General features: G+C 62.7%; 13 protein-coding genes and 2 pseudogenes. 10 read left to right on the top strand and 5 right to left on the bottom strand.

The features are described from left to right. Window positions 1–66 precede the first annotated feature (66 nt). From EN885_RS15255 to EN885_RS15215, 9 genes and pseudogenes are all read left to right on the top strand, one after another. Window positions 67–1,635 (top strand): ABC transporter ATP-binding protein, encoded by a 1,569-nt coding sequence (locus EN885_RS15255; protein WP_128242080.1) that lies wholly within the window; start codon window positions 67–69, stop codon window positions 1,633–1,635. Then, the gene (locus tag EN885_RS15250; protein ID WP_128242079.1) at window positions 1,632–2,729 is read left to right on the top strand and encodes an ABC transporter permease; all 1,098 of its coding nucleotides are present in this window, start codon (window positions 1,632–1,634) and stop codon (window positions 2,727–2,729) included. Before EN885_RS15255 ends, EN885_RS15250 begins: the two co-directional genes overlap by 4 nt. Before the next feature lie 4 nt (window positions 2,730–2,733). Continuing rightward, entirely contained in the window at window positions 2,734–3,669 is a 936-nt protein-coding gene (locus EN885_RS15245) for an ABC transporter permease (protein WP_126106810.1), read from the top strand. Window positions 3,670–3,718: 49 nt separating this feature from the next. Further along, entirely contained in the window at window positions 3,719–4,525 is an 807-nt protein-coding gene (locus EN885_RS15240) for a 4-pyridoxolactonase (protein ID WP_127290985.1), read from the top strand. A 24-nt stretch (window positions 4,526–4,549) separates the two neighbouring features. After that, window positions 4,550–5,728, top strand: coding sequence for an alanine--glyoxylate aminotransferase family protein (locus EN885_RS15235; protein WP_128242078.1), 1,179 nt, complete (start codon window positions 4,550–4,552; stop codon window positions 5,726–5,728). A 40-nt stretch (window positions 5,729–5,768) separates the two neighbouring features. Further along, window positions 5,769–6,515: an SDR family NAD(P)-dependent oxidoreductase gene (locus tag EN885_RS15230; RefSeq protein ID WP_128242077.1), complete on the top strand. Its 747-nt coding sequence runs from the start codon at window positions 5,769–5,771 to the stop codon at window positions 6,513–6,515. 74 nt (window positions 6,516–6,589) lie between these two features. Next, window positions 6,590–6,997, top strand: coding sequence for a hypothetical protein (locus EN885_RS15225; RefSeq protein ID WP_128242076.1), 408 nt, complete (start codon window positions 6,590–6,592; stop codon window positions 6,995–6,997). A 118-nt stretch (window positions 6,998–7,115) separates the two neighbouring features. Continuing rightward, window positions 7,116–7,781 carry a GntR family transcriptional regulator gene (locus EN885_RS15220; RefSeq protein ID WP_245467971.1) on the top strand — a complete coding sequence of 222 codons (666 nt, stop codon included), beginning with the start codon at window positions 7,116–7,118 and terminating at the stop codon, window positions 7,779–7,781. Beyond that, a pseudogene (locus tag EN885_RS15215) lies at window positions 7,778–8,228 on the top strand (OsmC family protein). Before EN885_RS15220 ends, EN885_RS15215 begins: the two are co-directional and overlap by 4 nt. 47 nt (window positions 8,229–8,275) lie before the next feature. Here EN885_RS15215 and EN885_RS15210 read toward each other — a convergent pair. After that, window positions 8,276–9,520: a multidrug effflux MFS transporter gene (locus tag EN885_RS15210; RefSeq protein ID WP_128242075.1), complete on the bottom strand. Its 1,245-nt coding sequence runs from the start codon at window positions 9,518–9,520 to the stop codon at window positions 8,276–8,278. A 173-nt stretch (window positions 9,521–9,693) separates the two neighbouring features. Beyond that, complete coding sequence (grxD, locus tag EN885_RS15205; protein WP_095489571.1) at window positions 9,694–10,029, bottom strand: Grx4 family monothiol glutaredoxin; 336 nt, start codon at window positions 10,027–10,029, stop codon at window positions 9,694–9,696. A 164-nt stretch (window positions 10,030–10,193) separates the two neighbouring features. On the opposite strand from grxD, the gene EN885_RS15200 reads away from it, so the two are divergent. Further along, window positions 10,194–10,988 carry a phosphodiester glycosidase family protein gene (locus EN885_RS15200; RefSeq protein ID WP_128242074.1) on the top strand — a complete coding sequence of 265 codons (795 nt, stop codon included), beginning with the start codon at window positions 10,194–10,196 and terminating at the stop codon, window positions 10,986–10,988. A 22-nt stretch (window positions 10,989–11,010) separates the two neighbouring features. Here the strand turns inward: EN885_RS15200 and EN885_RS15195 are convergent, their stop codons facing one another. The 3 genes and pseudogenes from EN885_RS15195 to EN885_RS15185 all read right to left on the bottom strand — a co-directional run. Beyond that, a complete protein-coding gene (locus tag EN885_RS15195) occupies window positions 11,011–11,244 on the bottom strand; it encodes a BolA family transcriptional regulator (protein ID WP_023674714.1) in 234 nt (77 codons plus the stop codon). A gap of 86 nt (window positions 11,245–11,330) precedes the next feature. Next, on the bottom strand, window positions 11,331–13,571 hold the full coding sequence (gene purL, locus EN885_RS15190; RefSeq protein WP_128242073.1) for a phosphoribosylformylglycinamidine synthase subunit PurL: 2,241 nt from the start codon (window positions 13,569–13,571) through the stop codon (window positions 11,331–11,333). Between the two features lie 148 nt (window positions 13,572–13,719). Continuing rightward, a pseudogene (locus EN885_RS15185) lies at window positions 13,720–14,188 on the bottom strand (PLP-dependent aminotransferase family protein); the annotation flags it as partial.

Below are 14,188 nucleotides of genomic sequence, written 5' to 3'. Positions count from 1 at the left end.
GGCTGCCGGAGGGGCGATCCGTTCGCCCCTCCGGACCGATTTCATGTTTTCAAGGCCTTGGCTTTCATGAGCAGTGCTTCCTCATTGTCGGTCGCTAAGCGCGACATCGTCGCGCTTGAAGGCGTGACCAAACGGTTCCCCGGCGTCGTCGCCAACGACAGCGTCGATCTGGCGATCCGTCCAGGTGAAGTGCATGTGCTGCTCGGCGAAAACGGCGCCGGAAAATCCACCTTGATCGGCATGCTGTCGGGCCTGCAGCAGCCGGACGAGGGGCGCATATTGGTCGACGGCGAGCCGAGCGCGATCACTTCGCCCCGCCATGCACTGGCGCTCGGCATCGGAACCGTGTTCCAGCACATGATGCTGGTGCCGACGCTGACGGTCGCGGAAAACCTGTTGCTGGGCGGGCCGTGGTGGCAGCGCCCCAAGACCGAAGAGCTGGAAGCGCGCGTCGCCGAGATCACCAGAACGCTTGGCATCACGGTCAAGCTGCATGCCAAGGTGTCCGAACTTTCGCTCGGTGAGCAGCAGCAGGTCGAGATCCTGCGTGCGATGGTGCGCAACAGCCGGCTGCTGATCCTCGACGAGTCGACCTCGATGCTGACGCCGAAAGGCATCGATGAGCTGGGCGCGCTGATGCGCCGCCTGGTCGGGCAGGGGTTGGCGATCGTCTTCATCACCCACAAGCTCAAGGAGGCGGCGGCCTTCGGCGATCGCATCTCGGTGCTGAAACTCGGCCGCAAGGTCGGCGAAATTCCTCCCGAGCGGTTTCGCGCGCTGGGCGAGCAGGCGATCATCTCGGAGATCGTCGAACTGATGTTCGGCAAGCAGAAGGATGACCCGGAAGCGGCCGAGCGTCCCGTTCGCGCCATCCACGCCGAAGCGGCTCCGTTGCTTCAGGTCCATGATCTCGGCGTTGCGCCGACAGACGATGCGCCGGGCCTGTCGTCGATTTCGTTCGATATCCGTCCAGGCGAGTTGCTGGGCATCGCCGGTATCGACGGCAATGGCCAGAAGCAACTGGCGGAGGCGCTGGCCGGCCAGCGTGCGACGGTGGGCGGTTCGGTGCGGCTGCAGGGAGAGCCAATCGAGGCGCTGAGCGTCGGCGAACGCCGCCGGAGAGGCCTTCGTTACCTGACCGACGACCGGCTCGGTGAGGGCACGGTCGGCACCTTCCCGGTCTCGATCAACTTCTTCCTGAAGCAGGTCGGCGCGGCGCCTTTCTGGCGCAAAGGCGTCGAGCAGCGTACCGAAATCGACAAGCGCGCGGCCCAGCTCGTCCGTGAATACGACGTGCGCACGCCCAGCCTGAAAACGCCGGTCGCCCGGCTCTCTGGCGGCAATATCCAGAAGGTGCTGCTGGCGCGCGAACTCGCCGAAGGCGCAAAAGTGGTGATCTTTAACAAGCCAACATATGGGCTCGATCTCGCCAACACATTGGCCTCGCGCCAGCGAATCCGCGATACGGCGGCTCGCGGCCTTGCCGTACTGCTCATCTCCACCGATCTCGAGGAGTTGCTCAGCATGTGCGACCGCATCGCCGTCATCTCGAACGGGTCGCTCGTCGGCACCGTCGACAATGTCGATGACGCCCGCACCAGGGTCGGTCGCTTGATGATCGGGCTTGCCGCATGAGCATCGACACCGCCCCAGCCGCCGGCGCAACCGCCCTCGATGCCACGGCCGCGATGGCGACGCGCCGCGACATCCAGCATCGGTTGCTGATGACCCTCGGCCCGATCCTGGCCGCGTTGATCATCGCCGGCTGCATCCTGCTTGCCGTCGGCGTTGATCCGCTTGCCTATTATGGCTTTGTCCTCAAGCGAGGGCTTTTATCGCCGCTCGGCGTCCAGCAGACGCTGACGCGCATGGCGCCGTTGCTGTTTCTTGCCGCCGGCCTGATCGTGGCTTTTCGCGCTGGCATGTGGAATCTCGGCGGCGATGGCCAGTTCCTGCTCGGCGCGGTAACGGCGGCGGCCAGCGCTCCGGTTCTCGTGGAGGTCATGCCGGCCTGGCTGGCGCTGATCTGCTCGTTCGTCATCGCCATGTTGGTCGCGATGATCTGGTCCCTGGTGCCGGCGCTGCTGCGCGCCTATCAGGGCGTCAACGAGATCATCACCACGCTGATGATGACGTTTCTGGGCACCTCGCTTGCCAACGTGCTGGTCAAGCTGATGTTTCGCGATCCGGGCACAACCGTGCCGCAGACCCGCACCTTGCCGGTCGAGGACCGGCTGCCGCGCCTGTTCGACACGACCATCACAAGCGGATTGCTTCTGGGACTGGTGGCGATCATCACCGTGCATCTGGTGATGACGCGCACGGCCTTCGGCCTGAAGTTGAGGATCGTCGGGGCTAACCCACGCGCGGCCATCCATGCGGGGCTCGGCGTGCCGAAGCTCACCATTGCCGTCTTCGCCATTTCGGCCGGGCTGGCCGGTCTTGCCGGCGCTGTCGATATCCTCGGCGTCCAGGGCAATGTGCGCGCGGACTGGAACCCCGCTTACGGGCTGGCTGTCATCCCCGTCGTGTTCCTCGCCCGCATGAACGGCTTTGCCGCGATCGGTTTCGTGTTCCTGCTTTCGGTGCTGTCGATCGGCGGCGAGAGCGCGGCCCGCCGGCTCGGCGTGCCCAACCATTTCACGCTGGTGCTCGTCTCCATCGTGCTGATCGTGCTCGCGCTCGCCGAATACATTGATCACCGCTATAACCAGTCGCGAAAGGCCTGAAGCCATGACCGGGCTGTTCAGCGAAGTCTTTCTCAGCGCGCTTTTGTTCGGCGCGGTCACCGCGGCGATCCCTCTGCTGCTGGCCGGCCTCGGCGAACAGATGTCGGAAAAGGCCGGGGTGCTCAACATCGGCATCGAGGGCATGATGCTGGCCGGCGCCTATCTCGGTTTCGTCGGCGCCTTTTATTCCGGGTCGCTGTGGCTGGGCTTTCTCACTGGCGCCGGCGGCGGTGTCGCGGTGGCGCTGGTCATGGCGCTGCTTTGCGTGCGCATCGGGCTGAACCAGATCGTCATCGGCATCGCGCTGACCCTGGGGCTTGAGGGCCTGACGGCACTGCTCCACCATTTCCAGTTCTCGCGCAGCTATCCCCGCTTGCCGGCGGTGGACGTGACGGTCATTCCGTTGCTGTCGGACATTCCGGTCATCGGGCCGGCGCTGTTCAGGCAGCATCTCATCGTCTATCTGGCGGTCGCGCTGGTTTTCGCCATGGGCTACATCTACCGGCGCACGCAGCTCGGCCTCAACCTGCAGGCTGCCGGCGACAAGCCGGCAGCCCTTGACGTTGCCGGCATCGACGTCGTGCGAACCCGCACCGTCGCCGTGCTGACGACCGGAGCGCTGGCCGGGCTTGGCGGCGCCTATCTTGCCAATGTCGGGGCCGGCCTGTTCATTCCTTTCATCACCAATGGCGCGGGCTTTCTCGGCATAGTGCTGGCCATGCTGGCGCGCGGCCGGCCGGTCTGGGTGCTGTTCGGCGCCTTGCTGTTCGGCGTCTGCCTGTCGCTGACGACGGCCATGCAGGTGGCCGGCATCAACATACCGACCGACGTCATCCAGATGCTGCCGTTCCTTGCGGTGATGGTCATGCTGGTGCTGTTTGGCCGGCGGGCCAGCCTGCCGGCGGCGCTCGGCATTCCATACGAGCGCGGGGCGCGCTGATCACAGGTTCACGCGCGGACGGGACCCGCGCCAAAAGAGGAGACAAAAAATGTCGGATACCAAGGTCTACCTGCTCGACGGCGGCTCGCTCGTTCTCGACGGCTATCACGTGTTCTGGAATCGCGGCCCCGGTGGCGAAGTTCGCTTTCCCGTCTATTCGATCCTGATCGAGCATGCTGAGGGCCGGTTTCTCATCGACACCGGCTATGACTACGATCACGTTATGAAGGTGCTGCCTTTCGAAAAGCCGATCCAGGAAAAGCACCAGACCATTCCCGGCGCCCTGGCGCTGCTCGGCCTAGAGCCGAAGGATATCGACGTCGTCGTCAACTCGCATTTCCATTTCGACCATTGCGGCGGCAACAAGTATTTTCCGCATGCCAAGAAGATCTGCCACCGGACCGAGGTGCCGCAGGCCTGCAACCCCCAGCCTTTCGAGCATCTCGGCTATTCCGATCTGAGCTTTTCGGCGGAGGCCGCCGAAGCGCGTGGCGCGACTGCGCAATTGCTGGAGGGCACGACGCGGGCCAACTCGATCTTCGAAGGCATAGAGGGCGACGTCGAGCTTGCCAGGGGCGTCAAGCTGATCTCGACGCCGGGTCATTCGATCGGCCATTACAGCCTGCTGGTCGAGTTTCCCAAGCGCAAGCCGATCATGTTCACCATCGACGCGGCCTACACGCAGAAGAGCCTTGAAACGCTGTGCCAGGCGGCCTTCCACATCGACCCGGTGGCGGGCGTCAACTCGATGCGCAAGGTGAAGAAGCTGGCCGAGGATTATGGCGCCGAGCTGATGTATTCGCACGACATGGAAAACTTCAAAACCTATCGGACCGGCACGCAATTCTACGGCTGATCGCCACCGACCGGAGACAAGATCATGCGCTATTTCGAACACGCCGAACCGGTCATCACGCTCACAGCGGGGCCGGTAAACGCCTATCCCGACGTGCTGCGCGGCCTCGGCCGCACGGTGCTCTACGATTACGACCCGGCGTTCCAGCTCTTTTACGAGCGTGTGGTCGACAAGGCGCAGAAGGCGATGCGGCTGTCGAATAAGCCGGTCATTCTTCATGGCGAGCCGGTGCTTGGCCTGGAGGCGGCCGCAGCTTCCCTGATCACGCCGGACGACGTCGTGCTCAACCTTGCTTCCGGTGTCTACGGCAAGGGATTTGGCTATTGGGCGAAGCGCTATTCGCCGCATCTCATCGAAATCGAGGTGCCCTACAACGAGGCGATCGACCCGCAGGCGGTTGCGGCAATGCTGGAAGCGCATCCGGAAATCACCGTCGTTTCCGTCTGCCACCACGACACGCCGTCCGGCACTATCAATCCGATCGACGCGATCGGCGCGCTGGTTTCGGCGCACGGCGCCTATCTGATCGTCGATGCCGTTTCGTCCTTCGGCGGCATGAGGACGCATCCAGAGGAATGCAAGGCCGATATCTACGTCACCGGCCCGAACAAATGCCTGGGTGCGCCTCCGGGCCTCACGATGATGGGTGTCAGCGAGCGGGCGTGGGCCAAGATGAAGGCAAACCCGCTGGCGCCGAGCGCGTCGATGCTCAGCATTGTCGACTGGGAGCATGCGTGGTCGAAGGACAAGCCGTTTCCGTTCACGCCGTCCGTCGCGGAGATGAACGGGCTCGACGTCGCGCTCGACCTCTACCTCAATGAGGGAGCGGAGGCGGTGTGGGCGCGTCACGCGCTCACCGCCAAGGCCATGCGGGCGGGTGTCGCTGCCATGGGCCTGTCGATCTGGGCCGCAAGCGACAATATCGCGTCGCCGACCACGACCGCCGTCCGGACGCCAGAAGGCATCGACGAGACGGCGGTTCGCCAGGCCGCGCGCGCTCGTTACGGCGTGGTGTTTTCATCTGGCCGCGGCGAAACATTGGGCAAGCTGACACGCATCGGCCATATGGGCCCGACCGCCCAGCCGATCTATGCGGTCGCGGCGCTGATGGCACTTGGCGGCGCGATGAATTCCTTGGGCCAGAAACTCGCGGTCGGCAAAGGCATCGACGCGGCGCTGGCCGTTATCGACGCCGACACATGAACCAGAAAATCACCAGATCACAAATTGAGGGAGCGTTGTCATGACTGAACGACTGGCGGGAAAGACGGCCCTGGTTACCGGGGCCGCGCAAGGCATCGGAAAGGCTATCGCCGCGCGCTTGGCCGCCGATGGCGCGATGGTCATTGTCAGCGACATCAACGCGAAAGGCGCCGAAACGGCGGCCGCGTCGATCGGCGGAAAAGCGAAGGCGATTGCCGCCGACATCTCCGACCCTGCACCCGTCAAGGCGCTCTTCGCCGAGATCCAGGCGCTGACCGGGGGCATCGATATTCTGGTCAACAATGCCAGCATCGTGCCGTTCGTCGCCTGGGACGATGTCGATCTCGACCATTGGCGCAAGATCATCGACGTCAATCTGACCGGCACCTTCATCGTCAGCCGCGCAGGAACGGACCAGATGCGTGCAGCGGGCAAGGCCGGCCGGGTGATAAGCATCGCCTCCAACACTTTCTTTGCTGGCACGCCGAACATGGCAGCCTATGTCGCGGCCAAGGGCGGCGTCATAGGCTTCACCAGGGCGATGGCCACAGAACTCGGCAAATACAACATCACCGCCAACGCGGTGACGCCGGGCCTGATCGAGAGCGATGGCGTCAAGGCCAGCCCGCACAACGAGGCGTTCGGCTTCGTCGAGATGCTGCAGGCGATGAAAGGCAAAGGGCAGCCGGAACATATCGCCGATGTGGTGTCGTTCCTGGCCTCCGATGACGCGCGCTGGATCACCGGCCAGACGTTGAATGTCGACGCCGGGATGGTGCGCCACTAAAAGCGCGTTGCGTCTGAAAGGGTTCATGCGAAGCTCGTTAATTATATTTGCTCGCGCGAAACCGGAGACCCAATATGAAACCTCGGCCCGCAATTGGCGCACTGGCCGTTGTCTTCGCCTTGGTTGCCGGCCCGAACGAGGCAAGATCGCAGGAACGCGCATGTCGCAGTCCCGCTCCCATCGACACCATAAACGAGATGTTCTCCGCGATCTTCGCCTGTTGGGAGCCACCGCCCGGAACCGCGGGCATGACCCTGACGCTGCAGTTCTCAATTCGCCGAAACGGCACACTTATCGGCAAGCCTCGCGCCACTTACTCCCGTCTAGGTAATGATGGCGCCCTCAACCGGGCCTTCGTGGCTTCCGTCCTTGATGCTCTCGACAAGGCTCTGCCACTGCCCGTTTCGGACAGCATGGGTGGAGCGATCGCAGGGCGCACGCTGTTCCCTCGCTTCACAGCGGCGAGTGGGCGTGCATCCTAAAGCGCGTCCGGCAATGTGCATTAGTGCATCGGCGCAACGGCCCTTGGTCATTTCGTTTCTTGAGCCGAGGCAGAAGGGCGGGACGCCGCAATCCCAGGAGGACTATTGTGAATAGGGCTTGACCAACTTCGCCGGGGCATCGTACTTTGGATCCATGGATCCAAAGTCGATCTTTAGCGAACTCAAAGACGAGATTGAGTCAGGTGAATTGGCACCGGGCTCCGTTCTCAAGCAGGAATCGATCGCGGAGCGTTTCGGGGTTAGCCGCCAGCCCGTCCGGCAGGCCTTGGACCGGTTACTCGGGAGTGGCTTGGCCGTGCGGCGTCCCGATCGAAGCCTGGCGGTAGCGATCCTCTCAGTACGGGAGGCGACTGAACTTTGCGAAGTTCGGTCTATTTTGGAGGTCGCTGCCTTGGAGCAGTCGGTGCCGGGGCTTCAGCCTTCCGCTTTGCGTAAGGCTGAGAGGCTCAATGACGAGCTGTTCGCGGAGTACGATCCGTCACGGATTCTGGAGCTCGACCAACAGTTTCACCTAGCCCTGTACAGCGGTTGCACGAATTCTCGATTGCTTAAGACCATCGGAGACCTTCGACGAGAATCCCGGCGGGCAACCCTTCACCAAGAGCGTGGCGCCCAGGAGCGAATTGATTTCTTCGAGGAACACGCGGCGATCGTTGCCGCTTGTGCGAGGCGCGATTTCGACGCTGCGGCGCAGCATCTTCGCTGCCATCTGACCCAGACGACTGCAAGACTTCTTTCCGTTCCGACAAAGGATCAATCATGAAAATGACCGTCGAAGTGCACTGGGAGCGAGAAGGAGCGGTATTCACCGACAAGCGCTACAGCCGCGCGCACATCTGGCGCTTCGACGGAGGCCAGGTGGTGCTGGCATCCGCTTCGCCGCATATCGTTCCGCTTCCTTATTCAGTGGAAGCCAACGTCGATCCAGAGGAGGCTTACATCGCGGCGATTTCCAGCTGCCACATGTTGACCTTTCTCTTCGATCGCGGCGCCCCGGGGGATCGTCGTGGAGAGCTATACCGACAAGGCGGTCGGCATGATGGAGAAGGTGGACGGACGATTGGTAGTCAGCCGCGTTGACCTCAATCCGACTATTGTCTACGCCGGGGAAACGCCAACCGCCGCGACAGAAGCGAAACTGCACCACTCGGCGCATGAACAGTGCTTCATTGCCAATTCCGTGAAGACGGAAATCCAGGTAGCCACCTGAGATATCCATTTACCGGCGCGATTGACAACCACAATTGGGTTTCGAACCTAGACCGGCGGGTTCTGCGGCTGGAAGAATTTGCCGCGCTCCGCGATCAGCACCATCACCAATGCGCCAAGCGACACGCTGCAGAATCCGGCGGCCAAGGGCGTCACCGTGCCGTTGAAGGCTTGGCCGATCAGCGTGCCGAGCAGGCCGCCGAGGAAGGTCTGCATGAATCCCAGAATGGACGATGCCGTGCCGGCCAGTTGGCCGAGCGGCTCCATGGCGAGCGCGTTGAAATTCGCGCCCAGCGCGCCGAACGGGAGCATGGCGCCGGCAAAGAAGGTGATGAAGAGCCAGAGCGGCATCTTCATTTCCAGTGACACCACCAGCCACGCAAAGCTGATCACCAGGAAAAGCAGCAGCGCGCTCTGCGACAGGCGGCGCATGCCGATTCGGCCGACAAGGCGCGAATTCAGATAGTTCGAAAAGGCGAGCACGCCGGCTATCCCTGCGAAAATCACCGGGAACATCTCGCCGACGCCGAAGACGCCGACATAAATCTGCTGCGCCGAATTGATGAAGCCGAACATGGCGGCGAAGATGAAGGTGCTGGCAAAGGCGTAGCAGAGCGCGATGCGATTGGTCAGCACGATGCGGAAACCGCCAAGGACGGATGATGCCGTCAGCGGCCGGCGATATTCGGGATGCAGCGTTTCCGGCAGCCGCAGCAGCGACCAGGCCGAGACGATCAGCGCGCCTGCCGCCATGGTGATGAAGATCCAGTGCCAGGAAGCAAACAGCATGATGAACTGACCGATGCCTGGCGCCACCACCGGAATGGCCATGAACACCATGAAGATCAGCGACATCACCTCAGCCATGCGCCGGCCTTCGAACGTGTCGCGCACGATCGAGACGGCGATGACGCGCGTGGCGGCCGCACCAATGCCTTGCACCAGCCTGCACAGAAGAAGAATAGCGAATGACGGGGCGATAGCCGCGGCAGCCGCCGCTGCGACGTAGATCACCAGTCCGACGACGAGTGGAGCACGGCGTCCAAAACGGTCAGAGATCGGTCCGAAGAAAAGCTGCCCGCCGCCAAAACCCAGGATGTAGGCGGCAATCACATATTGGCGGTGGTTTTCATTCTCCACGCCCAGCGAGGCGCCGATTTGCTGCAGCGCCGGCAGCATGATGTCGATGGCCAGCGAGTTGAGCGCCATCAATGCCGCGCACAATGCGATGAATTCCCAGCGCGGAATAGGCAAGGTGCTTGCCCGTTGCGGCGCTTGTGCATGCTGATCCACGGCAAAGTCCGATCTTCAAACGAAAAAGCGCCGGCGCGCCGGCGCATTCATTCGTCTTGTGCCCCGATAGCGGGGAGGTAGTCAGTTTACCGAGGTGGGGGCTGGCCCGGCGTTTAGCGCATGACCCCGAAAACCGGGACCGATTTTCGGAAAGGATCATGCGCAAACAGAATTCAGGCGGCGCCTTTGACGCTCACGCCCTTTTCGACGAGGAACGTCTGCAGCTCGCCCGCCTGGAACATCTCGCGGATGATGTCGCAGCCGCCGACGAACTCACCCTTGACGTAGAGCTGAGGGATGGTCGGCCAGTTGGAGTATTCCTTGATACCTTGCCGCAGATCGGCCGAGGTCAGCACGTCCACGCCCTTGTAGTCGGCCCCGATGTAGTCGAGGATCTGCACGACTTGACCGGAAAATCCGCATTGCGGGAAACCGGGCGTGCCCTTCATGAAAAGGACGACGTCGTTGCCCTTCACTTCGCTGTCGATGTAGTCGTTGATACCGCTCATAGAGAATCCTTTCATGCCCGCGGGAGTCGGGCTCGAAACATATCCCTTCAAATAAACCCATAGGTTGCCTGAAACAAGACGTTTGCCGCCTCGTCAGGCAAATGGCGCAAAGGATGGCTTGATATTGGGCCAAGAGCATCGGCCAGCTATTTCCCCGGGAAGCGATGAAAAGGCGACATAGCGCGGCGATCCTGATTGGTGTTCTGCTTGTCGCACTGGCCCTGATCTGGTGGTTCAGGCCGTTGGAGCACCCGCCTGTCACCGTCGGCGGCGAACTGCCCGGACCATGCCGGGATTTCAGCTTCGAGGCGGTTCCCTACATCGTCTGCGAGATCGATCTTCGCAGCTACGACGTCGCTGTCTTCCACGCCGGCGACGACGGCAGGGCCTTCGGTTCGCTGGAAAAGTTCGACAAGGCGATGTCGGGCGAGGGCAGGCCGGTGCTGCTCGCCATGAATGCCGGCATGTATCATGAGGATCTGACGCCGGTCGGCCTTCTCGTCGAAAATGGTCGCGAGATGACGCCGCTCAACCTCGCTGTTGGCGAAGGCAATTTCTTCCTGAAGCCAAACGGCGTGTTCCTGATCCGCAAGGACGGCAAGGCGGCGATCATGGAAACGAACGCCTATGCCGCCGCAAAGCCGGACGTGGCGTTCGCCACGCAGTCCGGCCCGATGCTGGTGATCGACAGCCGGCTCCATCCCCGCTTCGAGGCGAACGGCACGTCGCGTTACATCCGCAACGGCGTCGGCGTGCGTGACGAAAACACGGTGGTGCTGGCGATCTCGCGCTCGCAAGTCAGTCTCGGCAGCTTTGCACGCCTGTTCCGCGACGAGCTAGATTGCCCCAACGCGCTTTTCGTCGACGGCGTGGTTTCGGCGCTGTCGAATGGCGAGAGGATGATCGTCGGCGGAAGCTATCCGGCAGGGCCGATCATTGCCGTCTCAGCGAAAAGGTGACGAAGGGGTTGGACGCGGAAACTCAGTCCGGCACGCTGGTCTGCAGGGCGAGCGCGTGCAGCACGCCGCCCATATTGCCCTTCAGCGCGTCGTAGACCATCTGATGCTGCTGGACGCGGCTTTTTCCGCGAAAGCTCTCGGCCACCACCTCGGCCGCATAGTGGTCGCCGTCGCCAGCCAGGTCGCGAATCGTCACCTTGGCGTCCGGAATGCCTTCCTTGATCAGCCGTTCGATGTCGTGCGCGTCCATTGCCATACGAGGATTCCTTGTTCAGGTCGTGATCTCATAGATATGATCGAAATGGCGGATGAACCACACCGAAACGGCCCCACTCGATCATATCACGGGTCGACGACCTCATTTGCCATGAAGCGAGGAAACCAGGATTCGTGGGCAGCGGTCAATTCTCCGACTGGGATCGCCCGTGCCTCGCCGAGTTTCAGGTCACTACCGCCGGTCGAGCCGATCCACGGCGCGAAGATACCGAGCTTGCTCTGCTCTTCGCGAATAGCGTCCCATTCCTTGCTTTGCGGATCGATCGACAGCGTCAAGAGATAGCGGCCCTGATCCTCGCCGAACCAGACCGGGATCGGATCGGCCCCGACCAGGCCGGGGACGGTCGCGCCAATACCGGACGCCATCGCCATCTCAGCCAGCGCGACCGCAATGCCGCCGTCGGAGACATCGTGTGCTGCGGTAACGACGCCGGAGGCGATCAGGGCGCGCACATGGTCGCCGACGCGCTTTTCATGGTCGAGGTCGACCGGCGGCGGCGGGCCGTCGGTGCGGCCATGGATGTCGCGCATATAGGCCGACTGGGCGAGATGCGTTCCCCACATGGACGGCGCGCCGACCAGTAGGATCATCTGGCCCTCGGCGGCAAAGCCGATCCGCGTCATTTTGGACCAGTCGGCGATCAGTCCAACGCCGCCGATGGTCGGCGTCGGCAAGATGCCTTGCCCGTTGGTTTCGTTGTAGAGCGAGACATTGCCGGAGACGATCGGAAAGCCGAGCGCGCGGCAGGCATCGCCGATGCCTTTCACGGCGCCGACCAATTGGCCCATGATCTCGGGCCGTTCCGGATTGCCGAAATTCAGGTTGTCGGTCGCGGCGAGCGGCAGGGCGCCAGTGGCGGTAAGGTTGCGCCAGCATTCAGCGACCGCCTGCTTGCCGCCCTCATAAGGGTCGGCCTCGCAATAGCGCGGCGTGACGTCGGAGGAGAAGGCGAGCGCCTTGGTCGGATGACCCTCGACACGCACCACGCCGGCATCGCCGCCCGGAAGCTGCAGCGAATTGCCCTGGATCAGCGTGTCGTACTGCTCCCATACCCAGCGGCGCGAGGACAGGTCGGGTCCGCCGAGCAGTTTCAGCAAAGCCTCGGCGACATCCGCTTGTGGTGCATCGCTGGCTGCCAGGGGCGCCGGCTTCTTCGGCTCGGTCCAGGGACGGTCATATTCCGGCGCCTGGTCGCCAAGGTCCTTGATCGGCAGATTGGCGACCTCATCGCCCTGGTGCAGCACGCGAAAGCGCAGATCGTCGGTGGTCTTGCCGACAATGGCGAAGTCGAGGCCCCATTTGTGGAAGATCGCCTCGGCTTCCTTTTCCTTTTCGGGGCGCAGCACCATCAGCATGCGCTCCTGGCTCTCCGACAGCATCATCTCATAGGCGCTCATGCGCTCCTCGCGCACCGGCACCTTGTCGAGGTCGAGCTCGATGCCGAGGTCGCCCTTGGCGCCCATTTCGACCGCCGAGCAGGTGAGGCCGGCGGCCCCCATGTCCTGGATGGCGATGACGGCGCCGGACGCCATCAGCTCGAGGCAGGCTTCGAGCAGGCATTTTTCAGTGAAGGGGTCACCGACCTGAACGGTGGGCCGCTTCTCGTCGATCTTGTCGTCGAACTCGGCCGAGGCCATGGTCGCGCCGCCGACACCATCGCGGCCGGTCTTGGCGCCGAGATAGACGACCGGGAGGCCGACGCCCTTGGCTTCCGACAGGAAGATGGCATCGGTCTTGGCGAGCCCCGCCGCGAAGGCGTTGACCAGGATATTGCCATTGTAGCGCGCGTCGAAATTGACCTCGCCGCCGACTGTCGGCACGCCGAAGGAATTGCCGTAACCGCCGACACCGGAAACGACACCGGCAACCAGATGTTTGGTCTTGGGATGGTCCGGCGCACCGAAGCGCAGCGCGTTCATCGCTGCGATCGGCCGCGCGCCCATGGTGAAGACATCGCGCAGGATGCCGCCGACGCCGGTCGCCGCCCCCTGATAGGGTTCGATATAGGAGGGGTGGTTGTGGCTCTCCATCTTGAAGACGACGCAGTCGCCGTCGCCGATATCGACCACACCGGCATTTTCGCCCGGACCCTGGATGACCCGCGGCCCGGTGGTGGGCAGCGTGCGCAGCCACTTCTTCGAGGATTTGTAGGAGCAGTGCTCGTTCCACATCGCCGAGAAGATGCCAAGCTCGGTGAAGCTCGGTTCGCGACCGACCAGGTCGAGGATGCGCTGATATTCGTCGGGCTTCAGCCCGTGCGCGGCAATAAGTTCCGGAGTGATCGGGGCGGAATTGGAAATGGTCATGGGCGGAAATTTATATCCTTGGGATCGAGTCCCGTCTTATCGCAAGCTTTGCAGCCGATACACCCCATCAAGCGACGAAAACGATGAATAGCCACAGGGGCAGCAAGTAGCGAAAGATCGCCACTCGACCCGCCTGTTTCAAGCCGGTTCAGGAGAAACTGTCGTAGCCGGCACGGCCTTCGTCCAGAAGCCGCCTGATCACCGCGAGACCATGCGCTAAGTCCTCTCGCCGTTCGGGCTGTGACACGCCAAAGCGGACGCCATGGAAAACCTGTTCGGAGCGCCCCGCCTTGAACTCGTCCTCATCGTCGATCAGCACGCCATGCTCGAGGCAGGCTTGCTTGAAGGTGCCGGAAAGCCATGGATCGGGCAAAGTGAGCCAAACGAACGGCACGTTATCCAACGCCTTGAAGTCGAAGCCGTCGAGTGTCTCGCGAACGATCCCTATGCGCGCGCTGATTTCGGCAATGCTGCGTTTGCGCATCTCGCTGGCCTGGCCGGACAGCACCAGCCGGCTGCCCACCTCTGCCAGCAGGAAGGCGAGGCCGCCGGTCATCATCTTGTGGGCGACCCTGATGCGGTGGCGATAGGCCGGCGGGCAGGCTAGCCAGCCGCTA

The organism is Mesorhizobium sp. M6A.T.Cr.TU.014.01.1.1 (assembly GCF_004022765.1).
Lineage (GTDB): Bacteria > Pseudomonadota > Alphaproteobacteria > Rhizobiales > Rhizobiaceae > Mesorhizobium > Mesorhizobium mediterraneum.
The sequence above is the reverse complement of the archived record's forward strand: the minus strand, read 5'-3'. Positions and strand labels throughout refer to the sequence as shown.